The organism is Nocardia africana NBRC 100379 (genome assembly GCF_001612635.1).
Classification (GTDB): Bacteria; Actinomycetota; Actinomycetes; order Mycobacteriales; family Mycobacteriaceae; genus Nocardia; species Nocardia africana.
In genome coordinates this window covers 45375-69539 of record NZ_BDAV01000018.1, presented here as the reverse complement: position 1 = coordinate 69539, position 24165 = coordinate 45375, and the positions used below count along the sequence as shown (strand labels likewise).

27 protein-coding genes are annotated in these 24165 nt (G+C 67.8%); 12 read left to right on the top strand and 15 right to left on the bottom strand.

Translation table 11 applies throughout. The annotated features are described in order from the left end of the window. Positions 1-18: 18 nt before the first annotated feature. On the bottom strand, positions 19-1014 hold the full coding sequence (locus NA3_RS29645; RefSeq protein ID WP_062967237.1) for a Ppx/GppA family phosphatase: 996 nt from the start codon (positions 1012-1014) through the stop codon (positions 19-21). A 168-nt stretch (positions 1015-1182) separates the two neighbouring features. On the opposite strand from NA3_RS29645, the gene NA3_RS29640 reads away from it, so the two are divergent. The 3 genes from NA3_RS29640 to NA3_RS29630 all read left to right on the top strand — a co-directional run bounded on the left by NA3_RS29640 (position 1183) and on the right by NA3_RS29630 (position 3081). Next, positions 1183-2022 (top strand): DUF3109 family protein, encoded by an 840-nt coding sequence (locus tag NA3_RS29640; RefSeq protein WP_062967311.1) that lies wholly within the window; start codon positions 1183-1185, stop codon positions 2020-2022. A 96-nt stretch (positions 2023-2118) separates the two neighbouring features. Further along, positions 2119-2688 (top strand): NADPH-dependent FMN reductase, encoded by a 570-nt coding sequence (locus tag NA3_RS29635; RefSeq protein ID WP_062967235.1) that lies wholly within the window; start codon positions 2119-2121, stop codon positions 2686-2688. Positions 2689-2751: 63 nt separating this feature from the next. Continuing rightward, on the top strand, positions 2752-3081 hold the full coding sequence (locus NA3_RS29630; RefSeq protein ID WP_062967233.1) for a hypothetical protein: 330 nt from the start codon (positions 2752-2754) through the stop codon (positions 3079-3081). Between the two features lie 79 nt (positions 3082-3160). Here NA3_RS29630 and NA3_RS29625 read toward each other — a convergent pair whose 3' ends face one another. From NA3_RS29625 to NA3_RS29600, 6 genes are all read right to left on the bottom strand, one after another. Then, positions 3161-3850, bottom strand: coding sequence for a response regulator (locus tag NA3_RS29625; protein ID WP_030516181.1), 690 nt, complete (start codon positions 3848-3850; stop codon positions 3161-3163). Beyond that, positions 3847-5097, bottom strand: a complete 1251-nt coding sequence (locus NA3_RS29620; protein WP_062967232.1) for a sensor histidine kinase — start codon at positions 5095-5097, stop codon at positions 3847-3849. Before NA3_RS29620 ends, NA3_RS29625 begins: the two co-directional genes overlap by 4 nt. Positions 5098-5491: 394 nt before the next feature. Continuing rightward, positions 5492-7543 carry a CocE/NonD family hydrolase gene (locus NA3_RS29615; RefSeq protein ID WP_062967230.1) on the bottom strand — a complete coding sequence of 684 codons (2052 nt, stop codon included), beginning with the start codon at positions 7541-7543 and terminating at the stop codon, positions 5492-5494. Between the two features lie 424 nt (positions 7544-7967). Beyond that, complete coding sequence (locus NA3_RS29610; RefSeq protein ID WP_062967309.1) at positions 7968-8705, bottom strand: phosphoglyceromutase; 738 nt, start codon at positions 8703-8705, stop codon at positions 7968-7970. A gap of 78 nt (positions 8706-8783) precedes the next feature. Next, positions 8784-9584, bottom strand: a complete 801-nt coding sequence (locus NA3_RS29605; protein ID WP_218021914.1) for a hypothetical protein — start codon at positions 9582-9584, stop codon at positions 8784-8786. An 80-nt stretch (positions 9585-9664) separates the two neighbouring features. Then, positions 9665-10048: a hypothetical protein gene (locus NA3_RS29600; RefSeq protein ID WP_062967226.1), complete on the bottom strand. Its 384-nt coding sequence runs from the start codon at positions 10046-10048 to the stop codon at positions 9665-9667. Between the two features lie 220 nt (positions 10049-10268). Here NA3_RS29600 and NA3_RS37835 point away from each other — a divergent pair, with 220 nt between their 5' ends. The 4 genes from NA3_RS37835 (at position 10269) to NA3_RS29585 (ending at position 12864) form a co-directional block, all read left to right on the top strand. Further along, positions 10269-10430: a hypothetical protein gene (locus tag NA3_RS37835; RefSeq protein ID WP_167355064.1), complete on the top strand. Its 162-nt coding sequence runs from the start codon at positions 10269-10271 to the stop codon at positions 10428-10430. Between the two features lie 4 nt (positions 10431-10434). After that, a complete protein-coding gene (locus NA3_RS29595) occupies positions 10435-11550 on the top strand; it encodes a YeiH family protein (RefSeq protein WP_062967224.1) in 1116 nt (371 codons plus the stop codon). Positions 11551-11640: 90 nt separating this feature from the next. Then, entirely contained in the window at positions 11641-12558 is a 918-nt protein-coding gene (locus tag NA3_RS29590; RefSeq protein ID WP_062967222.1) for an alpha/beta fold hydrolase, read from the top strand. Between the two features lie 84 nt (positions 12559-12642). Further along, positions 12643-12864, top strand: a complete 222-nt coding sequence (locus NA3_RS29585; protein WP_062967220.1) for a DUF4287 domain-containing protein — start codon at positions 12643-12645, stop codon at positions 12862-12864. Positions 12865-12897: 33 nt separating this feature from the next. Here NA3_RS29585 and NA3_RS29580 read toward each other — a convergent pair whose 3' ends face one another. From NA3_RS29580 to NA3_RS29565, 4 genes are all read right to left on the bottom strand, one after another. Beyond that, a complete protein-coding gene (locus NA3_RS29580; RefSeq protein WP_062967218.1) occupies positions 12898-13854 on the bottom strand; it encodes an ROK family protein in 957 nt (318 codons plus the stop codon). A 79-nt stretch (positions 13855-13933) separates the two neighbouring features. Beyond that, entirely contained in the window at positions 13934-14437 is a 504-nt protein-coding gene (locus NA3_RS29575; protein ID WP_372464289.1) for a type III secretion system chaperone family protein, read from the bottom strand. After that, positions 14434-15786, bottom strand: a complete 1353-nt coding sequence (mshA, locus tag NA3_RS29570; protein ID WP_062967216.1) for a D-inositol-3-phosphate glycosyltransferase — start codon at positions 15784-15786, stop codon at positions 14434-14436. The genes NA3_RS29575 and mshA overlap by 4 nt, the downstream gene beginning before the upstream one ends. A 97-nt stretch (positions 15787-15883) precedes the next feature. Further along, positions 15884-16708 carry an alpha/beta fold hydrolase gene (locus NA3_RS29565; protein ID WP_062967214.1) on the bottom strand — a complete coding sequence of 275 codons (825 nt, stop codon included), beginning with the start codon at positions 16706-16708 and terminating at the stop codon, positions 15884-15886. Between the two features lie 76 nt (positions 16709-16784). On the opposite strand from NA3_RS29565, the gene NA3_RS29560 reads away from it, so the two are divergent. Beyond that, the gene (locus tag NA3_RS29560; RefSeq protein WP_062967213.1) at positions 16785-17519 is read left to right on the top strand and encodes an SDR family NAD(P)-dependent oxidoreductase; all 735 of its coding nucleotides are present in this window, start codon (positions 16785-16787) and stop codon (positions 17517-17519) included. Positions 17520-17526: 7 nt separating this feature from the next. Here the strand turns inward: NA3_RS29560 and NA3_RS29555 are convergent, their stop codons facing one another. Together NA3_RS29555 and NA3_RS29550 are read right to left on the bottom strand one after the other, a co-directional pair. After that, positions 17527-18774 (bottom strand): L,D-transpeptidase, encoded by a 1248-nt coding sequence (locus NA3_RS29555; protein WP_062967211.1) that lies wholly within the window; start codon positions 18772-18774, stop codon positions 17527-17529. Between the two features lie 63 nt (positions 18775-18837). Then, a complete protein-coding gene (locus NA3_RS29550; RefSeq protein ID WP_062967305.1) occupies positions 18838-19878 on the bottom strand; it encodes a UDP-N-acetylmuramate dehydrogenase in 1041 nt (346 codons plus the stop codon). Between the two features lie 92 nt (positions 19879-19970). Between NA3_RS29550 and NA3_RS29545 the strand changes: the two genes are divergently transcribed. Genes NA3_RS29545 through NA3_RS29535 form a run of 3 tightly spaced genes read left to right on the top strand, consistent with a single transcriptional unit; the run spans position 19971 to position 21914 of the window. Next, the gene (locus tag NA3_RS29545) at positions 19971-20456 is read left to right on the top strand and encodes a DUF2505 domain-containing protein (RefSeq protein ID WP_062967209.1); all 486 of its coding nucleotides are present in this window, start codon (positions 19971-19973) and stop codon (positions 20454-20456) included. A gap of 37 nt (positions 20457-20493) precedes the next feature. After that, on the top strand, positions 20494-21009 hold the full coding sequence (locus NA3_RS29540; RefSeq protein ID WP_062967207.1) for a DUF2505 domain-containing protein: 516 nt from the start codon (positions 20494-20496) through the stop codon (positions 21007-21009). 35 nt (positions 21010-21044) lie between these two features. Beyond that, on the top strand, positions 21045-21914 hold the full coding sequence (locus NA3_RS29535; protein ID WP_372464302.1) for a class I SAM-dependent methyltransferase: 870 nt from the start codon (positions 21045-21047) through the stop codon (positions 21912-21914). A 24-nt stretch (positions 21915-21938) separates the two neighbouring features. Here NA3_RS29535 and NA3_RS29530 read toward each other — a convergent pair whose 3' ends face one another. Next, on the bottom strand, positions 21939-22514 hold the full coding sequence (locus NA3_RS29530; RefSeq protein ID WP_062967205.1) for a hypothetical protein: 576 nt from the start codon (positions 22512-22514) through the stop codon (positions 21939-21941). A gap of 115 nt (positions 22515-22629) precedes the next feature. Here NA3_RS29530 and NA3_RS29525 point away from each other — a divergent pair, with 115 nt between their 5' ends. Continuing rightward, entirely contained in the window at positions 22630-23385 is a 756-nt protein-coding gene (locus tag NA3_RS29525; protein WP_063917814.1) for an LmeA family phospholipid-binding protein, read from the top strand. A gap of 9 nt (positions 23386-23394) precedes the next feature. Here NA3_RS29525 and deoC read toward each other — a convergent pair whose 3' ends face one another. Continuing rightward, positions 23395-24069: a deoxyribose-phosphate aldolase gene (gene deoC, locus NA3_RS29520; protein ID WP_062967203.1), complete on the bottom strand. Its 675-nt coding sequence runs from the start codon at positions 24067-24069 to the stop codon at positions 23395-23397. Positions 24070-24165: the final 96 nt, after the last annotated feature.

Here is a 24165-nt window from a genome sequence, read left to right as displayed (position 1 = left end):
GACCGCTTCCCGCATCGATCATCCCGATACGGCCTCGGTCGGGCCCGGCACACCGATGGGCCGAGTACTACCCGGACCTGGGTCGCCGCCCAGGTCGGTATCCAGTTTGCGCAGGATCAGCCCTTCGCGCAGCGCCCACGGGCAGATTTCGAGCGTATCCAGGGACAACGCCCGCATACTCGCCTCCGCTACCAGTGCGCCGGCCACCAATTGCTGGGACCGGTCGGAACTGACACCTTCCAATTCTGCGCGATCGGCGGCGGTCATCCGAGAGATGAATGCGATCAACTGCCGCAGACCGGAACTGGTGAGACTACGCCGCACGCGCGGTCCCGCGGCCGAAGGGGCGGCTCCGGTCAGCCGGGCCAGCGAGCGGAAGGTTTTCGAGGTGCCGACAGCCAGATCCGGACGCCCGACCGCGAGCAGCTGTTTGGCCGGTACCACCAACTCGGCGTCGAGCCAGTCCCGCAGCACCGCCACCCGGCGCTTACCCGGCGGATCGCCGTTGAGCCAGTCCCTGGTCAGCCGGCCCGCGCCCAACTGCAGCGACAACGCCGCATCGGGCGCCTCGTCGCAGCCGTTGCTCATCTCGAGCGATCCGCCGCCGATGTCGAGATTCAGAATGCGTCCCGCGCTCCACCCGTACCAGCGCCGCACCGCCAGGAACGTCAGCCGGGCCTCGTCGACACCCGAGAGCACCCGCAGATCGACACCCGCACGCGAGCGGATCTGGTCCAGCACGGCATCGGAATTGGCCGCCTCCCGCAGCGCCGAGGTCGCGAACGGCATCAGCTCCACGCAGCCGGAAGTCTTTGCGATACTGGCGAATTCGGTGATCGTCTTGGTGAGCTTGGCCGCGCCCTCGGGCGTGATGCAGCCCCTGTCGTCCATATTCTCCGACAGCCGCAAGGTGGCCTTCGTCGAGCTCATCGGCATCGGGTGCCCACCCCGATGCGCGTCCACCACGAGCAGGTGGACGGTATTACTACCCACATCGAGAACACCGAGCCGCACATGAATACGGTACCGGGGTCGGTGGAGGCACCGGAGGACGAATCGGAACTCCCCTCATCGGACCGGCCCGGAACTGGGGCTCGAGCGCTAAAGCTGTTAGCGTCTGGCGATGTGACCGCAGGAGCATCCGCGCCCACCCCCTTCTCGCCGGACACGGCGCCGACCGGGCTGCGACCAGCGGCGAAAGTCGATCCGGCGCCGGAGGTCGATCTCGACTTCCCGCGGGAGTGGATCGAGTTCGTCGATCCGGCAAACGCCGAGCATCTGATCGCGGCCGATCTCACCTGGCTGCTGTCGCGCTGGACCTGCGTCTTCGGCACGCCCGCCTGCCAGGGCATCATCGAGGGCCGTCCGGACGACGGCTGCTGTTCACACGGCGCGTTCCTCTCCGACGACGACGATCGCAAGAAGCTGGCCAAGGCCGTGAAGATGCTCACGCCGCAGGATTGGCAGCTGATGGACGAGGCGCGCGATCGCGACGGCAAGATTCGCAAGAAGCTGTATCTGGAAGAGGACGAGCTCGACGACGAGCCGGCCATCCGCACCCGCCGCTACGAGGGCGCCTGCATCTTCCTCAACCGCCCGGGTTTCGCCGGCGGGATCGGATGCGCCCTGCACACGATGGCGCTGCGCAAGGGCATCGAGCCGCTGACGGTGAAGCCCGAGGTGTGCTGGCAGCTGCCGATCCGGCGCACTCAGGACTGGGTCGACCGGCCCGACGGCGAACAGATCCTGCGCACCACCATCACCGAATACGATCGGCGCGGCTGGGGCCCGGGCGGGCTGGATCTGCACTGGTACTGCTCGGGCTCGCCCGACGCGCATGTCGGCAGCCGCCCGGTCTGGCAGTCCTACGCGCCCGAACTGATCGAATTGATCGGGCAGCCGGCCTACGACGAACTGGCCCGGCACTGCCGCCGGCGCGAAGGGCTGGGACTGATCGCGGTGCACCCGGCGACGACCGCCGCCCGGGAGAAGGCGGACACGGACCCGGACGGGAATATCTGATCCGCCAACCCCTTTCGTACGAATATGGGTAGCGCGCCGGGTACGCCGGCATCCGAGTCCTCCGTTGGCGAGCCCGAATCCGCGGGAACCGATTCCGTGCCGGAATCACGCCCGGGTGTGCCCCGGATCCTGTTGATTTCCGGAAGTACCCGGCCGGGCTCCACCAACACCGCCGCATTGCGCACATTCGCCGATATCGCCGCGCCGGCGTTCACCACGGAATTGTTCACCGGGCTGGTCGAGATTCCCGCCTTCGTTCCCGGCGATCAGCCCGCGCCGCCGTCGGTGCGGGCCGTGCGTGACCGACTTGCGGCCGCCGATGCCGTGGTGTTCTGCGCGCCCGAATACGCGGGATTCATTCCCGGCAGTCTGAAGAATCTGCTGGAGTGGACCGTCGGCAGCGCGGATCTGCACGAGAAACCGGTGGCCTGGATTTCGGTAGCGGCCCCCGGTCGCGGTGAAGGAGCGATCACCTCGCTGCGCACGGTTCTCGGATATGTCGGCGCGGTGGAAATCGAATCGGCGTGCCGGCGAATCACGGTGCTCGGCACCATGGTCGGGCCCGACGAAAAGGTCGCCGACGCGACGGTGCGACAGGCTCTCGCCGAATCCGTCGCCGCGATCGGCGCATATCTTTCGGCCGCGGCGGCGCCGCGGGAATTGTGAAGTACCGCTGTACGGTCATCGGCTCGCCATGCGCGCTTCACATACCCGTGATAGGTGTAGGTCATGATGAGGAAATTCCTGGCTACTGCTGCTCTCGCCGCCGGCGCGGCCCTGACGCTGGCTCCCGCCGCGCAGGCCGACCCGGCCGTCGATCCGGCTCACTACTCGCTGCAGAACGACAACTTCGTCGCCTACAACGACCCGGCGGCGCTGTCGGCGAAGGACACCGGCAAGCAGGTCATCGTGAGCCCCTACGGCACCTCCAAGCCGATCGCCTGCCACGACGACACCGCGCCGCTGGACGACTGCTGGCAGCGTGACGACTTCGGCTGGTTCCAGCTGCAGAAGCAGGAGCTGCCGCAGATCGGCATCGCATGGGTGCACGTCGTCTGACCGGACCGTCGGCAGCGTTACGTCGATACCGAGAAGCCGCGAGCCCGTCGGGCCTCGCGGCTTTCTCGTACCGGCGGAATCAGGCCTCGAGCTTGTACCCGAGCCCGCGCACGGTCACCAGATGTTCGGGCTTGGCCGGATCGGCCTCGATCTTCGATCGCAGCCGCTTGACGTGAACGTCCAGGGTCTTGGTGTCGCCGACGTAGTCGGCGCCCCAGACGCGGTCGATCAGCTGGCCGCGGGTCAGCACCCGGCCGGAATTGCGGAGCAGGTATTCGAGCAGATCGAATTCCTTCAGCGGCAGCGTCACCGATTTGCCGTTGACCTGCACGGTGTGGCGATCCACATCCATGCGCACCGGCCCGGCCTCGAGGACGCCGCTCTCGCCGGATCCGTCCATCTCCTCCCCGGCGCCGCGGCGCAGCACCGCCCGGATGCGGGCGATCAGCTCGCGGGAGGAGTACGGCTTGGTGACGTAGTCGTCGGCGCCCAGTTCCAGGCCGACCACCTTGTCGATTTCGCTGTCGCGGGCGGTGACCATGATCACCGGCACACTGCTGCGGGTGCGCAACTGCTTGCACACATCGGTGCCGCTCATCCCGGGCAGCATCAGATCCAGCAGGACGATGTCGGCGCCGGAGCGGTCGAATTCCGACAGCGCGGATGGCCCGTCGCCCACGACCGTGACCTCGAAGCCCTCCTTGCGCAGCAGGAACGCGAGCGGATCGGCCAGCGACTCCTCGTCCTCGACGATCAACACACTGGTCATCGGGTTGCCTCCACACCGTTTTGTCCGGTCCGCCGGCGCGGACCATCGTCGTTCTTGCCCACCCCGATTGCGGTGGGGCTCTTCCTCTCCGCCGGGCCGGCGGAATTCTGGTTGCCTGATTCGACCGCGGGAATACGCAGCGTGAACGTGGAACCGGTGCCCAATTTGCTCCACAACGTGATTTCCCCGTTGTGATTGGCGGCCACGTGTTTGACGATAGCCAGCCCGAGTCCGGTTCCGCCGGTGGCACGCGAACGTGCCTTGTCCGCGCGGAAGAAACGTTCGAAGACCCGCTCCTGGTCTTCCTTGGCGATGCCGATACCGCGATCGGTGACGGCGATATTGACGTGGCCGTTGCGCAGCGATCGGCTCACCGACACGTGCGAACCCTTCGGCGAATAGTTGATCGCATTCTCGACCAGATTCGACAGCGCGGTCACCAGCAAAGTTTCGTCGCCGAGGATTTCCAGCCCGCTGTTGGCATCGGTGCTGACGGTGATTCCGGCGGCCTCGGCGGCGGTGCGGGACCGTTCGATCGCGGCATTGACCACGGTGTCGACGTCGACCGCCTCGAGTTGCGGCAGCTTCTCGGCCCCCTGCAGCCGCGACAGCGCGATCAGCTCGGTGACCATCTTGCCCATCCGGTTCGACTCGTTGACCAGTCGCCGCCCGAAATGCCGCACGGAATCCGGATCGTCGGCCGACTCCAGCATGGCCTCGGCCAGCAGGCTCATCGCGCCGACCGGGGTCTTGAGCTCGTGGCTGACGTTGGCGACGAAATCGCGACGGGTGGCCTCCATGCGGGCCTGTTCGGAGTCGTCGTCGGCGAACAGCACGACGAAGTTCGAATCGCCGCGCGAGAGCGGGCGGGCGACACCACGCACGGCGATGCTGTTGCGGCCCGGCAGCGGATTCTTCAGCGTCTGGTCGAACTCGACATCCTCGCCGGTGGCGATCACCTTCTCCACCGCCGCCCAGGCGCGTTCGTCCAGCAATCGGTTGCGGACCAGGCCCAGTTCCTCGGCGCGCGGGTTGACCAGCACCACGTCGCGATATTCGTCGACCACGGCGATGCCGCTCTCCGAGGCCAGCACGATCAGATCCAGGACCTGCGACATGGTCAGGCCGGATTCGGCCGCGCGACGCTCGGCTTGCCGGGCGTTCATGTACGGGATGACCAGGCCACCGACGGCCAGACCGACTACGGCCGCGAGGACTGCAAGCAGCACGGCCTGGGGAACGCTCACATAGAGAATCGTACGGTCGCGGACACGTACTCCAAACCCGGGTTGACGAAGTTTCGCGCAGGTCACGGCTGATTCCGCGATCGTTGGCCGGGTGTTCACACAAAGTTGGCCGAGCCCCGGATCGGCCCCGACCGGCGGTTTTCGGCCGCTCAGCAATGGTCGCGCGAACAGTTTGCCTTGCGGCACCGTACATCTGGAGTCCGCGCGAATCGCGCGTGAACACCTCCGGCGTGTCGATCCGCCGCGTCGCCCGGTCGACCGCATGCGCCGGCTGTGAGGTGCGTCTCGATCCCGCGCCGCGGGCCACCCCCGCAGCGGACTGCCGGGTGACGAAAAGTCCCGGGCACGTACGCCGTTGTACGTTCCCGGGACCGTCGGGGAGCCCCCTACCGGATCACCAGCCGGAGTCTCCCTCGACCGGAATGTTCACGAAGCTCGGGGCATTCGGATCCAGCTGCAGGTGTTCGGGTTTCAGGCCGGTGTCGGCGAGCATCGGCGCGATCGGCAGGCCCTTGGGGAAGTTGCCGGCGAACACGTCCACCCGCAGGCGATGGCCCGGCGCGAGCACGGCCCGGGTGGCGGGCAGGGCGATATTCAACTCGGTGACCTCACCGGGAACCGTGGGCCGGCGCTTGTCCAGCGAGGTGTAGGCCCGCGGATCGGTGTAGTCGCCGTTCTCGGAACGAGTGCTGTTCGCCTCGTCGACCTCGCGCAGCGAGGCCATCAACTGTCCCGAGGACAGCACCGTCGACTGCCCGTCGGGCGCGACGTCGTTCACCGTCACCGTCCAGTACCCGTCGGCGGCGTCCTGAACCGTGTTGAGCCGCACCGCGATCGGGCCCGAGATCGTGGTCTGTCCCGCGACCGGCGCACTGGTGAAGGTGAGCGCGCCGGTCTCCGCGATGCGCGAGTCCGCGGCGCAGCCGTTGATGATCGCGAGCACGCCGGCGGTGGCCTGCGCGGCATCGTTGGAGCACACCGTGGTCAGACCGGGCGCCACCGTCAGCCGCGTCGGCGCACCGGTGAATTCGCCGGTCAGCGAACCGTCGTAGACGCTGTTCGCGGTACCGCTGCGATCAGCGGACAGGTACATGCGGCGATACTTCGCCGCCTCCTCGGCCGGCGCCGACGGCCCGAAACCGCCGTGGGTGACCCAGCCGCCGCCCTGTTCGCGCAACGTCACCGGACCGTAGGTGTCGATGCCGTTGTCGATTCCCTTGAGCCACTTGTCGAACCACGCGCGCTGCAGGACATCCAGCCGCGGCGGCAGGCCGGGCTTGCCGTACTCGTTGCCCGAGTTGAGATGGTAGGTGTTGCCCATGAGCAGCTGCTTCTGCCCGGGCGGCAACGGGATCTGGTTGTAGATCTTGGATTCGGAGTAGGTGAACAGATCGTGCCACCCGCCGGTGACGAAGGTCGGCACCTGAATCCGGCCCGGGTCACCGATCCACGCCTGCCGTTGCGAGGACACGTCGTTCAACATGTCCTTCACCCGCGGATCGAGGGAGTTCATATCGGTGTTGGTGTAGGCGCTCAGCAGCACGTCCATATAGGTGTACGGATCGCTGATCCGGTCGTTCAGCCACGTGGTGTCGAATTTCCCGGTCACGATCGACTGGACGTCCGGCACCCATTTGAGCGTGTTGATCGCGGTGAGCCACAGCGGGATGAAGTTGAACCCGAACCCGCCGCCGGGGGCGAGCACATCGTCGACCAGATCGCTGCCCGGCACCACCGGGAAGATCGCCTTCAGCGCGGGCGGCTGTTTCTCCGCCACCTGGACCTGGTTGATGCCCGAATAGGAGATGCCGGTCATCCCGACCTTGCCGTCCGACCACGGTTGCCGCGACGCCCAGTCGATCACCTCGACGGTGTCCTGCTGCTCGCGCTGCCGCAACATATCCCATTCGCCCTGCGAGAAGCCGGTGCCGCGGACATCGACGACGACCTGGGTGTAACCGCTCTTGATCAACTGCCGGTCGACGGAGAAATTGCGGAGCTCACCCCCGCCGAAAGCCTTGGTCAGATCGGTGACCCCGGACAGCGGGGTGCCACTCATGTCGATCTGACGGAACAGCCCCAGCAGGGCATCGGACAGGCCTGGAACCGAGCCCGCGTGGTCGGCCAGATTCGACACCAGTTTGGTGTAGGGCGTCATGTTCACGACGACCGGCGTGCGGGTGTCGACCGGACGGCTGGCGGCATCGGCGGGCCGGTACACGTTGCCCTTCAGCACCGTGCCGTCGCTCATGGTGATCGGCACATCCCAGTCGATGTGGATATTCGGATACTGCTGCGGGCCGTCCTCGGTCGCGGTCCACGCGGCACCGGCGGCACCACCGTCCGGCCCGGTGGCGACGGGCCCGGCCTGGGCCGGAGTGGCGAAGAACGGGACGGTCACCGACGCGGCGACGGCGGCAACTGTGGCGCGTAACGCGTACTTCATCGAACGTGATCCGCCTCTCGAGATGGTCGAACGACCGAGAGTGTATCTACCGCGGAGTAAGTTGCAAACCAGCGGTTGCAACTTTTGCGAGGAAGGTCTCTCAATTTCTCAACCCCTCATCCCACGTCGATGACCAGCGGAAAGCCCGGCGGCGTGCCTACCGAAAGTTATCCACACCACTCCCCACCGGCCCGGACGCCACTACCGGCCGTACGCATCGGGATGCGGACCGCCGGCGGGCAATTCGATAGCTACGAGTCGACAGAAGAGATGCAGCTCACAAAACGCTGAGTATTGCATATTCGTACGCGGGGCCGAGAGAACTTCGGCATTCGGAAACCCTTCACCCGCAGCGGGTTCGAGAGATACGACAACGCGCCGCGGTCGATGACCGCGGCGCGTCGGACAATGCGGGGAATCCGGTTTATTTACCGCCCTGGCTCGCGACCGCGGCCGCACCCGCGGCTGCCGCCTCGGGGTCCAGGTACTCCGCGGGACCGATCGGACGCAGATTCTCGTCCAGTTCGTAGCGCAGCGGAATTCCCGTGGGAATGTTGAGGCCGGCGATATCCTCGTCCGAAATACCGTCCAGATGCTTCACCAGCGCCCGCAGTGAATTTCCGTGCGCCGCAACCAGAACGGTCTTTCCGGCCACCAGATCGCGGGAAATCGTGGACTCCCAGTACGGGACCATGCGGGCGACGACGTCCTTCAGGCATTCGGTCGCCGGCACGTCGATACCGGCGTAGCGCGCGTCGCCGCTCTGGCTGTATTCGCTGTCGGCCTCGATCGGCGGGGGCGGGGTGTCGTAGCTGCGGCGCCACATCATGAACTGGTCGTCGCCGTACCGATCGCGGATCTGTGCCTTGTTCTTACCCTGCAGCGCGCCGTAGTGCCGCTCGTTGAGCCGCCAGTCCCGGACCACCGGAATCCAGTGCCGGTCCGCGGCGTCCAGGGCGATATTCGCGGTGCTGATCGCGCGGCGCAGCAGCGAGGTGTAGACGATATCGGGCAGGATGCCGTGCTCGGCCAGCAGCTCACCGGCCCGTTTGCCCTCGGCGACACCCTTGTCGGTCAGGTGCACATCCACCCAGCCGGTGAACAGATTGAGAGCATTCCATTCGCTTTCGCCGTGGCGCAGCAACACGAGGGTGTACGTCATGCAGGTCATGCTAGCGGTGTCGCGTCGGCGCAGTTCAGCTGCGCCGGATCGAATACTCGCGACCGTCGCGGGCGCGACCTACCAGCTCACGGTGAGATCGTAGGCGGTCAGAATCGCCTGCAGAGCCGGGTTGATCGGCGGAGGCAGCACCTCGACGCCCGAGTCCGCCGATGTGACGAGTCCGTTGGAGGTGTGCGCGAGACCGGTCCGGCGGAGCCAGACGGCCCAGCAGTCCCATTCGCTCCCGTGCCGCGAACCGTAGGCGATCCCGTGCGCGAGGCTGTCGTCGTCGAGGGTGATCTGCCAGATCCGCGTGGAGATCGCCGTGGTGAGCCAGCGCTCGCCGCCGCGCAGCTCGGCGACCGTGACCTCCCGCAGCCCGCGCTCCACGAGTGCGATCGGGGCATACCGCGCGATCGCCGACAGGCTGGAGGCCGCCTCGATATCGATGAACCATCCGTGCGCCGGGAGCGTCAGGTGGTAGAGCCGATATTCGCTGAGCCACAGCATGTTCAGCTCGCGGGGCGGCCGATAGCCCGAGCTCTGCCACTCCTCCTTGATCAGCGATTCGAGCTCGTCGTCGGAGCCGACATCGTCGAAATAGCGGGATGCGCGACGGGGAAGTTTCGGTTTGAGCGGCGCGAGAAGCTCTCCGTACGCGCCCTGTTCGGTACTGGCGGCGTATACGGTCTGCTGGCCTTCGACGTCGTAGCGGTTCCACTCCGCCCGTGATTCGTCGCTGGAGGTCCCACGCTGGAGCGGATTGAGCGGTCCGTAGGACGGTTTCGCCAGCCGATAGACCTCGCGAGACGCAGCGGGGAGAAGCGTGAAACCGGTCTTGGCGCAGCGCCGAGCATTTCGGGTTTCACGCACAGACACCGATCTCCCTCTTCCGACAGTTCCCCAAAGGCGGAAGTTTATCGAAAGAGGGCTTTCCCGCGCGCCCAGGCCGGCCGAGGTCAGTTGTCCGAGCCGTCGACGAATGCGACTGCGGCAGCGATGGTCTCGCGGAATCGGTCCGCACGGATGGCCAGGGCGGGCGACTCCTCGCCCAGTCGCGGATTGGCTCCGATGAACCACGACCGCGCCACATCGCTGTCCTCGGCGGTCGCCAGGATGATCCAGCATCGATGCGCGACCTGCAGGCGTGCCAGTGCGGCATCCCTGGGCGTCGGACCTTCGGCGTGGGACCACTTGTGCGGCAGCTTGCGGTCGCGGACGCCGGCGAGCAACGCCACCAGCGTGGGACCCAGATGTTGGACGAGCTGTCGCGCCAGCTCCGCCGGACGCAGCTTGGCCGTATCGACATGACTGGTGATGGCAAGAGCGTTCGCAACGGTCATCGATCTCACCCTCCAGTGCACGTGCCGGCCGCAACACGGGCGGATACTTCAGTGTATCCGAAAATGCCACCCGAATGCAACCACTTCTACCACCTTATCTCGCTGGTCGCGGCCTTCTCGAATCTCGCTGATTCGATTACTTTCCCGATGTTTCGACGCCGCTCATGATGACGCCTGATCGCGGGAGTCACCGCGATCGACGGCTATGAGGGAGTCGGCCATGAGCGAACCGGGTGCGGTACCCGACCGGGAAGGTTCGGGGGCATCCGCCCCGGAACCTTCCGTCTTCCATCGGATCGGCGTCGACTGGTGGGCGGTGATCGTCGCGGGGATCTTCGTGCTGCTCGCCGTCGCCGACGCCCTGCCGAAGATTCCGTGGTGACACGATGACTACCGAGACGAACGAAACAACCACCGCGACCACGGAATCGGCGAATCTACGCGGCGCTCTGGCCTATCTGCCGGGCATCGCGCTGCTGGTGGCGGTCGGCTTGCTCGGCAAGTACACCCAGATCTGGGTGAACGACGTCGTCCACGCGCACCACTGGCGCTTCCCCGATATCGAATATGTGCTCTGGGCCATTGTTTTCGGGCTGATCATCGCCAATACCGTTGGGGTGCACAAGATCTTCAAGCCCGGCATCGGCACCTACGAATTCTGGTTGAAGGCCGGCATCGTGGCGCTGGGATCGCGCTTCGTCCTCGGTGATGTCGCGAAATTGGGTGGCACCAGCTTCGTGCTGATCCTCATCGACATGACGGTGGCGGGCGCGATCATCCTCACCGTGGCACGGCTGCTGGGCCTGTCCGGCAAGCTGGGATCGCTGCTGGCCGTGGGCACCTCGATCTGCGGCGTATCGGCGATCGTGGCCGCGCGCGGGGCCATCCGGGCCCGCAACGCGGACGTCGGCTATGCCATCGCGGCCATTCTGACGCTGGGCGCGGTATCGCTGTTCACGCTCCCCGCGATCGGCCACGGCCTGGGTCTGACCGATCACGAATTCGGCCTCTGGTCGGGTCTGGCCGTGGACAACACCGCCGAAACCACCGCGACCGGGTACGCCTACTCCGACGCCGCCGGCAAACTGGCGGTCCTGGTGAAGTCGACCCGCAACGCGCTCATCGGATTCGTGGTCCTGGGCTTCGGCCTGTACTGGGCGTCCCGCGGTGAGGCCGACAGGATCGCTCCGGGACTGCGCGCCAAGGCGGCCTTCGTGTGGGCGAAGTTCCCGAAGTTCGTCCTCGGCTTCCTGGCGGTCTCCGCCCTGGCCACAGCCCACTGGATCGACAAGGCGCAACTGGCCGACCTCGCCAACCTGTCGAAGTGGGCGTTCCTGCTCACCTTCGCCGGCGTGGGTCTCAACACCGATTTCCGCGAACTGGGGCGCAGTGGGTGGCGGCCGCTGGCGGTGGCGGTGGTCGGCCTGGTCGTGGTCGCGACGGTCTCGCTGGGTTTGGTGCTGTTCACCGTCCGGGTCCTGCACTGGGGCGTGGTCGACTGACCGACAGCCCGGCGGCGGGCGACATTTCTCCAAGACGCGAGGCCGCGACCTCCGGGATCGTCATGGCATCAACGGTCCTCGGGAGGAGATATGACAACTGCCGCTGCCGGTCGGGCGAGACGCGCGATGCTACTGGTCACCGTGCTCGTCGCCCTGCTCGCCGGGAACACCGCCGGGGTCGCGACGGCCGCACCGGACGATTCCGTAGACCGGATGGTGCGGCTTCCGGACGGCGATATCCACGTCGTGACCAACGGTGCGCCGAGCCCACGCGCGGTGGTGCTGATCCACGGGACCGGCGGCTCGGTCTCGTGGTGGGATCCGGTCCTGCCCGCGCTGGCGGACCTCTACGTGGTGCGAGTCGACCTGCTCGGCCACGGCCGGTCGGCCAAACCGGACAGCGGTTACGGCATGGCCGAGCAGGGACATCGGGTCGCCGCGGTCCTCGACCGGCTCGGCGTGCGGCACGCGACCGTCGTCGGGCACTCCACCGGCGGATATGTCGCGACCGAACTCGCCGCTCAGCGCCGTGATCTGGTGAACGCGATCGCACTGATCGGCACCGGGTCCCGGCTGGACGCGTTCGCCGACAACGGCCCACTCGGTAACCTGCTGTTCGTCCCGCAGATCGGGCAGCCGCTGTGGCCGCTGCTCCCGGACGCCGCCATTCGATACGCCATGAGCAGCGCGTTCACCCGCGACGTCGCGATTCCGCAGCAACTCGTGGACGACTTCCACGGCATGACCTACCGCAGTCTCACCGCCACCTCCGACGCCTCGGATGTCTATCTGCGGGAACGGCAGGAACCGGACCGCCTCGCCGATCTCGGACTGCCGAGCCTGGTGCTCTACGGCTCCGGGGACCACCGCTGGCCGGCCGCATCCTTCCAGGACTACCGGCGCGTGCCGGATGTGCGGATCGAATCGCTCGACTGCGGCCACAGCCCGATGATCGAGGAGCCCGGCCCGACCGGAGAACTACTGCGCGATTTCGCCGATCAACACTGAACTCGCGCGCGACGCCGAGACCGAGTGACTCACATCACTTCCCGGCGTGGATGAGTACTACCGGCGGAGGCCGTCCACACGAATATGAGCGCACAGAGCACCGCAACGGTGAAGGGTCCCGCGTCCTACTTCCCCGCCATCGAGAAGAAGTACGGACGGCCCGTCGAGGAGTGGTTCGGCATCATTCGCGGGTCGGAGCTGAGTAAGCATATGGACCTGGTCGCGTGGTTGAAGAGTGAGCACGGCCTGGGGCACGGGCACGCGAATGCGCTTGTGGCGCATGTGCGCAGCATCGACCACGGCTGAGCGGCGCGACCGGCACGCCCCGGGGTCGCGATCTCAGTCCCCGGCCAGCGCCGCCGCACCCACCAGGGTGGCGCCGTCGGTGATCGGGGATTTCACCACCTCCAGCTCGCGAATGAAGCCGAGGCGGGCGTGCTTCGCCACCGCCGCGTGCAGCGGCTCCCAGAGCGGGGCGCCGGATTCGGCGAAACCGCCGCCGATCACCACCCGGTCGATGTCGAGTGTCGCGGCCGCGGACGAAATGGCTTGTCCCAGCGCGGTTCCCGCGCGAGACAACGCCGCCAGGGCGATCGGGTCACCGGCTCGGCCGGCACGTGCCAAATCCATCCCGGTGGTTCCGGCCCAGCCTTGTCCGCGTGCCCAACGGACCGACGACATGCCACTCGCGACGGCCTCCACACACCCAACCCCGCCGCACGCGCACGGCACATCCCAGCCGGGCACCACGATATGTCCGACGTGACCGGCATTTCCGGTGCGACCGAACACCACTCGCCCGTCGCTGATTATTCCCCCACCGATCCCGGAGGAGACCGTCATCGCCAATCCGGAACGGACACCGCGTAAACCACCGACGCGATACTCCGCCAACGCCAACGCCGCACCGTCGATCGCGAAGCGAATATCGGCCTCGGGAAAGAGTTCTCGCACCGCGGCGACGATCGGGAAGCCGTCGCGCCACTCGGGGATGTTCAACGGGGCGGTACTGCCGGTGCGGACATCCACCGGTCCGGCGGCGGCGATACCGACCGTCGTTACCTCGAATTCCGCACCGCCGCACGCCTCGTCGGCCGAGGCGGCGGCGACCACGCTGCGCAGCAGCTCACGGCAGGTTTCCCACACGTCGCGCGCGGGGACGCCCACCTGGTGGATATGCCGCAGGGCGGCCGGCCGCGCGACAGTGGACTCGTCGCCGGGCAGCACGCCGATCGGTGATACCGCGACGGCGGCCGCGAATTTGGTCGCGCCGATATCCACAGCCAGCACAGCCACTTCGCCACCGCCTCCTCAGCGCATCACCCGATCGGATGCACGGTACCCGGCGCGGGGCATCGGGCTGGGCGGACGGGCCTCAGGATTCCTCGGTGTCGACCAGATGCTCGAACGCCCGCAGATTCTTCAGCGATTCGCCACGCGAGACACGCCATTTCCATTCGCGCCGAATGGATTCCGCGAAACCGAGCTCCAGCAGCACGTTGAAGTCGCCGTCGACCGCCTCGAGAATCTGGCCGAAGACGCGGTCGAGTTCGTCGGGAGTCACGGCATGGGTCGCGATGCGGCCGACCAGGTAGATGTCGCCGACCCGGTCCAGCGTGTAGGCGACACCGTAGAGGCGGCGGTTGCGGCGCAGCAGATACTTGTAGACACCCTCGAAGTTCTCGTCGGGTTTGCGGCAGACGAAGCATTCGAAGCGCACGCCGTGCTTGCCGACCGTCAGCATGACCGTGGTCTTCAGCTTGCGCTCACCGGGCAGAACCACGACGAAGGTGTCCTGGCCCTCGCGGGTGTAGTCGATCTCGCGCTCACGCACGGTGTCGTCGATCAGCTGCGCGGTCTGCGCGATGGTGTCAGTCACCGGCGTACCACTCCCATCCGGCGCCGCCACAGCGCCCGCGACCTGGCTTGACTGCTCTCTGTCAGCAACGTACCCGGCATTCGCGAACGCACACCCCGATGCCCGGCCAACGCCTCGGCATAGCAGTCGAGCAAACCGTCGGCGGTGTGTTCCCAGGAGAAACCCGCCGCATGGTCCACCGCGGCCGCGCCCATCCGCCGCAGCCGTTCCGGATCGTCGAGCAGCCCGCGCAGGGCCGCCGCCCACTCGTCGGCCTGGTGCCCGGACACCAGCCTGCCCGAAACACCGTCTCGCACAGCGGTACTCAACCCGCCCACGTCGGCGGCCAGCACCGGTGTGCCACTGGCCTGCGCCTCGATGGCGACCAGGCCGAACGACTCGTTGTAACTCGGCACCGCGACCATATCCGCGGCCCGGTACACCTGCACCAGCCGATGCGGCGGCTGCGGCGGCAGGAATGTCACCCGATCCGAGATGCCGAGCGTGGCGGCCAACTCGATCAACGCGTCCGGCCGATCCAGACCGGTCCCCGAGGGCCCGCCCACGATGAGCACCCGCAGCTTGCGTCCGGGTTCGGCGCGCAGCACCTCGGCCGCCGCGAACAGGAGCACATCGGGAGCCTTGAGCGGCTGGATCCGGCCGACGAACGCCACCACCTGCTCATCCGGCTCGATACCGAATTCGGCGCGTGCGGCCGCCCGGTCACCGGGGCGATACCGGGACAGATCCGCACCCGGGGGCACCACGTCGATGCGCTCGGATTCGGCGCCGTACAGCTCGACGAGCTGGCGTGCCTCCTCCGCGGTATTGGCGACCAGCCGATCCGATTCGGCGATGATCTGCTTCTCGCCGACCACCCGCGACAGCGGTTCCGGCGTATCACCCTCGGCCAGGAAGGCGTTCTTCACCGCGGCCAGCGTGTGCGCGGTGTGCACCAGCGGCACCCGCCACCGATCCCGGGCCAGCCAGCCCACCTGTCCCGACAGCCAGTAGTGCGAATGGATCAGGTCGTAGTAGCCGGGCAGCTGCCGGGCCTCCTGACGCAACACCTCCGCCGCGAACGGACACAGCTGAGTCGGCAGATCGTGCTTGTCCAACCCCTCGAACGGTCCCGCCACCACATGCCGCACCAGGACTCCCGGCGCGGCCTCGACCACCGGCTCGTCGTTGGAGGATGTCGCACGCGTGAAGATCTCCACCTCCACGCCGCGGCGAGCCAGCTGTAGCGCCGACTGCAGCACGTAGACGTTCATCCCGCCCGCATCGCCGGTACCCGGCTGCGCGAGTGGAGAGGTGTGCACCGACAACACCGCGATCCGATGCGGACGTTGATCCGGGCGATAACTCACACCCTCCAGTGTGCACGCCTCGGCGCGTCAACCGTTATGCGCGCGAGGCTCGAGTGAGCGTAGTCACACCCACCGCTGGGAGGTGGTGTGCGCGGGATCACCCCAGCGACGCAACGAATTCCGTCAGCTCGTCGGCGAAGCGCTGGGGATCCTCGACGAACAGCCCGTGCTGGGCGTCGTCCCAGAACGAGGTGCGCGACCGGGGGGCCTGCTCGGCGATGTAGCGGCCGTTCTCGACGGGAACCACGGGATCGGCGGTGCCGTGCATGACGAAGACCGGGACGTCGAGGTTGCGCAGAGTTTCGGTGTTGTCGACGGTGCGGTAGAACAGCGCCTTGCGGACCCGGGGCGGCGTCGCGAGGCTGCCGCCGAACAGGCGCTGGGCGTCTTCGCCCTTGTCCCGGCCGGGCCCGGTGTTGGCGTTGCCGAACGCGGCGAATCCGCGCATCGCCCGGCCGGCGCTCTCCTCGAACACATCGGGGATGGCCTTCTGCATCGCCGGCCCGGGCTGGGCGCCCTCGACGCCCCGGCCGATACCGGCCTGCGATCCGCAGTACACCACCCCGGCCAGGGCGCCGGTGCCGTACGCGGTCAGATAGTCGCTGAGCACGATGCCGCCGTAGGACCAGCCCAGCAGCACCGCATCGGCCGTGATCTCCTCCGCGGCCAGCACCGCGGCGACGTCGGCCGCCCAGTTCTTCGGATCGTCGTATCCGGTCTCGGGCGCACCGGAGTAACCGTGCCCGCGCAGATCGACAGCGATCACCCGGAACGTCTCGGCCAGAATCTCCGCCGCACGGCCCCAGCACCGCAACGTGCCGGCCCACCCGTGCAACAACACCAGCGGACGTCCCTGTTCGGGCCCGGAGACCTGATACACGATGTTGGTTCCGTCCGCACTGACCACTTCCCGAATCGCCATGTTCGCCAGGCTAACGGGCAGGACTTCCCGCGGTGTCCGCAAGCCCTCGGTGCCCCCACCGCTAGGCTCGGTTCCCATGAGCACTCGTCACGCCGTCGTCACCGGCGCGAGCTCGGGAATCGGTGAGGCTACCGCCCGCGAGCTCGCGAAACAGGGCTATCACGTGTACGTGGGGGCGCGCCGGATGGACCGGCTGCAGGCGCTGGCCGACGAAATCGGCGGTACCGCAATCGAATTGGATGTCACCGACGAGTCGTCGGTACGCCTGTTCACCGATGCGGTCGAACGGGCCGACGTGCTGGTCAACAACGCCGGCGGGGCGAAGGGGCTGGCGCCGGTCACCGAGGCCGATCTCGACGACTGGCGGTGGATGTGGGAAACCAACGTGCTGGGCACGCTGCGGGTGACCAAGGCGCTGCTGCCGAAACTGATCGACTCGGGTGACGGGCTCATCGTCACCGTCACCTCGGTCGCCGCCTTGCAGCCCTACGACAACGGCTCCGGCTACACCTCGGCCAAGCACGCGCAGGCCGTCCTGCACCGCACGCTGCGCGGGGAGCTGCTGGGCAAGCCGGTGCGGCTCACCGAAATCGCGCCGGGCGCGGTCGAAACCGAATTCTCGCTGGTCCGGTTCGGCGGCGACACCGAGCGCGCGGCCAAGGTCTACGAGGGAATCGACCCGCTGTTCGCCGCCGATATCGCCGAAATCATCGGCTTCGTCGCGAGCCGCCCCCCGCACGTCAACCTCGACACCATCGTGGTGAAGCCGCGCGACCAAGCCGACGCCGGCCGCTTCGCCCGCCGTAGCTGAGCCGTCGCTAGCTACCGCCGCGCACGGGTCCCGGCGCCACCGGAGTCGCCGAGACCACCGGTGCGGGCCGGCCCTGGATCGCCGACATGGTCTTCCACGTGTCCCAATCGATGGTCCAGTCGTAGAGGTCGCCGTCGGCGGCCGACAGGGCGATCGACGTGCCGGTGACCTCGACCGGGTCGCCGTACATGGCCGTCGGGAAGTACTGCTGGGCGTCGCTGGTGCTCAGGTTGATACAGCCGTTGGTGACGTTGGTATTGCCTTGCGCGGACGCCGATTCCGGGTTCGCGTGGATGAATTCGCCGTTGTTCGAAATGCGTACCGCCCAGCGTTCGCGAACGTTGGTGTAGAACGGCGGATTCGACATCAGGAAGTCTTCGTACTTCTCGGTCACCACGTGGATGCCCGAACGCGTCACGTTGCGCGCCTCGTTGCCCTCGCCGTAACTGCACGGAAAGTCGAACAGCGTCGACCCGTCGCGGATCACCTGCACCCGATGGCTGGGTGCGTAACCCTTCACGATCTGGCTGCGGCCGATGGTGAACTGCGAGGACAGATCGGAGTTGCCGTAGGCGCCGCCGCCCAGGTCCAAGCCGTACAGCTTGGCGGCGAAGGTCACCGCCGTGCCGGGCGCCCAGTAGTTGCGCGGACGCCAGTGCGCGCGGGAGCCACCGTTCTCGTCGGGCAGCCAGGCCCAGCCGCCCTCGGTCTCCGGTGTGGTCGTGACGGTCAGCGCCTTCTCGACCGCTTCCTTGTTCTCGACGTGCTTCTTGAACTGCAGGATGATCGGCGCGGCGATGCCGACCTCCTGTCCGTCACCGATGTTGATGGTGGCGGACACGGTCTGCTTCGGAGCGAGGGTGGTGAATGTCGACTCGATCGGCACGGGCTTGTTGTCGGTGCCGATCGCCGTGCCGGACCAGGTGTAGGTGACGCCGTAACCGAGCGGCTCGGTGACCTTGAAACTGCTCTTGTCGGGCGACAGGACGCCGGTGACCTGCTTACCGTCCGGATTGGTCAGCGCGACGCGGTCGATGCGGCCGCTGGTGACCGTCACCGAGACGGGCGCGATCGGGTTGACGTCGCCGGCTCCCTTGCCGGGCTCGAATGTCAGCTTCGCGACCGGGCCGGACTCCTTCGGCGCGGACGAACCGCTCCCGCTACTGCCCGAACATCCGGCCACCAGCGCGGCCACCGCCAGCTGGCCGGCCCCGACCAGTACGGCCCGGCGGCCGGCAATTCCTCGAATGTTCACTTCCGCGAATTTACCGCGCCCCTCCGACGGCCCGGCCCGATCGGAACGTGGTGCCCGCCACGCCTAGAGCTCGAGTCCGACGGTCACCGGTTCGGGTTCCAGCCTGATTCCGAAACGCTGTTCGACGCCCGCCCGCACGGTGCGGGCCAGCTCCACCAGGTCCGCGGCGCGGGCAGAACCCCTGTTGGTCAGGGCGAGCGTATGTTTCGTCGACAACCGGACGGGAGCCTCCGGACCGGGGAACCCCTTGCCGAATCCCGCGCGTTCGATCAGCCAGCCCGCGGAGAATTTCACCCCGCCCTCGGCGGCATAGGTCGGAATAGTGATATCTCCCACATGCGCCCGGATCGCATCGACCACGGCGGGCGCGCGATCGTGCGCCACGACGGGATTGGTGAAGAACGACCCGGCGCTCCAGGTGTCGTGGTCGGCCGGATCGAGCACCATGCCCTTGCCGGCGCGCAGCGCGAGGACGGCCTCGCGCACGGCGGCGGCGGGACGGGACTCACCGTCGGCGGCGTCGAAGGCACGGGCCAGTTCGCCGTATCGCAGCGGGGCGCTGGCACCGTCGGTATTCACCGCGAACTCCACCGCCAGCACCACCGCGCGATCGGAATGTTTGAGCACCGAGGTGCGGTAACCGAAGCCGAGTTCCTCCGGTGCGGCCCAGCGGATTTCGCCGCTGACGCGATCCAGCAGGCGAATCCGGCGCAGCACCTGCGCCACCTCGACGCCGTAGGCGCCGACGTTCTGCACCGGCGTCGCGCCGGCCGAACCCGGAATTCCGGACAGGCACTCGAGTCCGCCGAATCCGGCGGCGACCGTCGTGGCGACCACGCCGTCCCAGTCCGCGCCCGCCTCGGCCGTCACACTGCCGGCTCCCAGCTCGACGGCGTCGGTGGCGATGCGGACGACGACGCCGTCGAATCCGCTGTCGGCGATCAGCAGGTTGGAGCCACCGGCCACCAGCAGCACCGGCACGCCCGCGGCGTCGAGCGTGCGCACCGTCTCGACGAGCGCCTCGGTGGAGCGGCATTCGGCGACCGTCGCGGGCCCGCCGACCCGCAGCGTGGTGAGCTGCGCCAGCGGCACCGAGTCGCGCACCTGCGCGCCGGTCGCGCTCAGCAACTCACGCACGTTGTCGAATGCCACCACTCGAGATGTCTGCACATCGAAAGACGGTAGCGTGTCACACCATGGCGACACCCCTGGCGTACACAGCTCACTACGCGCACCCCGCCGCGGCGGTGCGTGCTGCGCTCGCCGACGAGCAGTACTGGAAGGACCGCATCGCGGAGGTCGGCGGCCCCGGTGCGCGGCTGGACGCCTTCTCGGCCGAGGGGGACCGACTGCGCGTGGAGATGGTGCAGACCATTCCTGCCTCCGAACTGCCCGCCGCGATCACCTCGGTCCGTCCGGGTGATCTGATCATTCCGCGCACCGAGACCTACGAGGGCCTGTCCGGCGTGTTCGAAGCGCATGTCGAGGGCGCGCCCGCGAAGGTGCGCGGCACGGTCACCCTGACCGGTTCCGGCAACGCCTCCCAGGCCGTGGTCGACGGCTCGGTCGAGGTGACGATCCCGTTGTTCGGCAAGAAGATCGAGGCCGTGGTGGCCGAGAAACTGCTGGAACTGCTGGCCTCGGAGACCGGCTTCACCAACACCTGGATCACCGGCCACTGATCGGAGCGCTCTTCGGGGACCAGTACCCTGGTCCCCCATGGCCCGCCGACTGGACTATTCCGCTCGCTATCCGCTGCACACCACCGAAGAGGTGTACGCGGCGCTGTCCAACCGTGCCTACTGGGATGCGCGGATGGAGGAGATGCGCAAGCACTCGCCGAACGAAGTGGTCCACCTGCAGGCCGACGGCGACGGTATCGAGGTCGAGGTGCGCCACATCCTGCCGCGCGACATGCTGCCCGAGATCGCGCAGACCGTGATGCGCAAGGACCTGGTGATCACCCGCAAGGAGAGCTACGGGCCGTTCGGTCCCGAGGTCGACGGTGAGTTCAGCGCCTCGGTTCCGGCCGGTCCGGGGACGCTGACCGGCACCGTGCGGTTGTTTCCCACCGAGACCGGCTGCACCCTGCGCACCTCACCCGTGGCGAAGGTCTTCATTCCGATGCTGGGGCCCAAACTCGAGCAGATGATGCTGGTCAACCTCGTCGACCTGTTCCGCGCCGAAGCGGAATTCACCCAGCAGTGGCTGGAAGAGCAGCGCCCGACAGCCTGAGTTCCGTGGTTCCACCGCACGCCTGCGTCACCGTCATGAGACCGCCGGGCCGGCCCCGCACGGGGAACGCCGGACACCTCGACTCGGCCGCGCACTCGCGGACCGCCGCCCCTGCCGGCCGCGCGGTCCCGGGCACGTCCAAGCCGGTGGGCGCCATCACTCGCGGAACCACCGGGATCAATCGGCTGCGCCGCAGCGACCGCTGGCTGAGCCACGACCCGCTGGTGGTCCACCGGCTGCGATCGGCCGCGGATCCGCTGGTGGTCGATCTGGGCTACGGGGCGAGTCCGGTGACCACACTGGAATTGGCGGCCCGGTTACGCCGGGTCCGCGCCGACGTGCGCGTCGTCGGCTTGGAGATCGATCCCGAACGCGTCGTTCCCGATCGCGACGGCGTGCACTTCGCCCGGGGCGGATTCGAACTCGCGGGATTGCGGCCGGTGCTGGTGCGGGCGTTCAACGTGCTGCGGCAATACGACGAGAGCGAGGTCGCGCGGGCGTGGGCGACGATTCTCGGCGGATTGGCGCCCGAGGGACTGCTGCTCGAGGGGACCTGCGACGAACTGGGCCGCCGCTGCGCGTGGATTCTGCTCGACCGCGAGGGCCCGCTCTCGCTGACGCTGGCCTGGGATCCGTTCACCGTCGGCAAACCCTCCGATATCGCCGAACGGCTGCCGAAGGCGTTGATCCACCGCAATATTCGCGGTGAACGCGTGCACACGCTGCTCACCGCGGCCGACCGGGCGTGGGCGCATGCCGCGCCGATGGCGGTGTACGGTCCGCGCGTGCGCTGGCGGGTGGCGGCGGAACTGTTGCGGGAGCAAGGTTTTCCGGTGCGGAACTACCGGCGGCGGATGCGCGATTGCGTGCTGTCGGTGCCGTGGGAGTGCGTACGGCCCGACTGAATCCGCGGCGCGAGATGGCCGGGTTCAGGCCGCGGCGAGGGCCCGGCGCACTCGCGCGGCCGTATGCGGCGGCAAACCCGCACTCGCCGAAGCGATTTCGTGCGGGATACAGCGATGGATGGCGACCGCGTCGGCGACCACCTCGTCCAGCGCACCCTGACCGATCCCGGTTTCGGCGAGATCGAGGACGGTCCGCACGGGGGTGGTCACCAGGAACGCACCGGCCGATTCCACATCATCGCGATGCAGCTCGCGGCGCAGGACGACCAGCCGGGGGGCTGCGGGCGGGCGGCCCGCACTCGCGGACAGGTGCAGGAAGCGCGGGCGCAGCCGGCCCAGACCGTGCAGTTCGGCGGCGCTGTGATGGGAGACGGCGGCGCCGCCGTCGAACCAGGCCGCCCACATGGCGTATTCGTCGAGCGGGCCGTCCGGCCAATCGGCCATGCGCAGGATGCCGAGGCCGACGCGGATCACCGAACCGTCGGCGAGGGCGCCGCGGATGTGCTGCTCGCATCCGGCACGCAACACGATCCGCGTGGTGAAGTATCCGGCGTGCCGATCGGCAAGCTGACGCAGCACCCACCACCCGTGCTCGGACATGGGATCAGGTTACGCCGGACCGGTGTGCGTCATGTCACAATCGCGTCGGCACTGCATGACAAGCCTCACAGGCTCCACAGAGCGGGCTCAGAAAGCTCGGGAAGAATCGGTTGCCATGACCACTCCGGACACCGCGGTACCCGCTCCCGCACCGGCGGGTGAACCCACACGCCGCAACGGGCGGCGGATCGCACTGATCATCGGACTCGTCGTGCTGCTCGCGCTGGTCGGCACCGCGGCGGGGGCCGAAACCTATCTGCGCCACAAGAATCAGCAGTGCATGGCCTCCCAGGTCGAAAAGGAGCTGGGATCGAAGGTCGATGTGGGATTCGGGCCGAAGCCACTCCTGCTGACCGCCGTCGACCACAAGGTCCAATACATCACCGTCGACAGCGACGATGCGAAGTTCGGGCCGGCCGTGGACATGAAGGTGCACGCCAAGCTCAACGACATCACCCTGCTCGACGGCGGGCGCGGCGGCGCGAAGGTCGGTAGCAGCTCCGCCGACGCCACCTGGAGCAACGCGGGCATCGCCCAGACCCTGACCGGGCTCGTCTCCGGCGTGGAATCGGATCCGGCCGGGGGCACTCTGGACGTCAAGGTGCTCGGCGGGATCGCCGATCTGAAGGTGCAGCCGCACATCGTGAACGGCAAGATCGAGGTCAGCACGCAGTCGGCGTCGCTGCTCGGGCTGGGGTTGCCCACCGATCTGGTCGACAGCATCGTCCAGTCGATGACGCAGAGCCTGCAGAACTACCCGCTGGGTATGCAGCCGACCAGCGTGAAGGTCACCGACAACGGCATCTCGGTGTCGCTGCGCGGCGGCCCGACCACCCTGCAGGGCGGGAACGGGGCGGAGATCCGCTGCTGATCGCGGGCGCTACTCCGGGAAACCCGCGAGAACGTCCGCCGAGCGGGACAACCCCAGCCGGGTCGCACCGGCGGCGATCAGTTCGGCCGCCGCGGCGGCGGTGCGAATTCCGCCGCTGGCCTTGATGCCGAGCCGCCCGCCGACGGTCTCGTGCATCAGCCGCACGGCGCGCACGTCGGCCCCGCCCGCCGGGTGGAATCCGGTGGAGGTTTTCACGAAATCGGCGCCGGCGCGTTCGGCGGCACGGCATACCTCGACGATCGCGGCATCGGAGAGCGCCGCGGACTCCATGATCACCTTGAGCACCGCCCGGTCCTCGACCGCCTCGCGCACGGTCACGATATCGGCGAGAACCGCGTTGTAATCCCCCGCGACGGCCGCGCCGACGTCGATCACCATATCGACCTCGGCCGCGCCCTGTTCTACCGCGAATCGCGCCTCGGTGCCCTTCACCAGGGAGTGGTGTTTACCGGAGGGAAAGCCCGCGACCGTGGCGACGACCAGCCCGGGCGCGGTCACCGGCAACATCGACGGGGACAGGCACACCGCGTACACGCCCAGTTCACGAGCCTCGGCGATGGTGTTCGCGACGTCGGCGGCGGTCGCCTCGGGAGCCAGCAGCGTGTGATCGATCATCGCGGCGACCTGGGCGCGGGTGTAGGCGGTGGGAACGGTGTCGGACATGAGGACCAAGTCTGGCACAGCGCGCGAGCGTTCCCGGCCGGCGAGCGCCTTCGGGTACGCGGCCCGCGAATTCGCTTATCCCGGACCGGCTTTGCG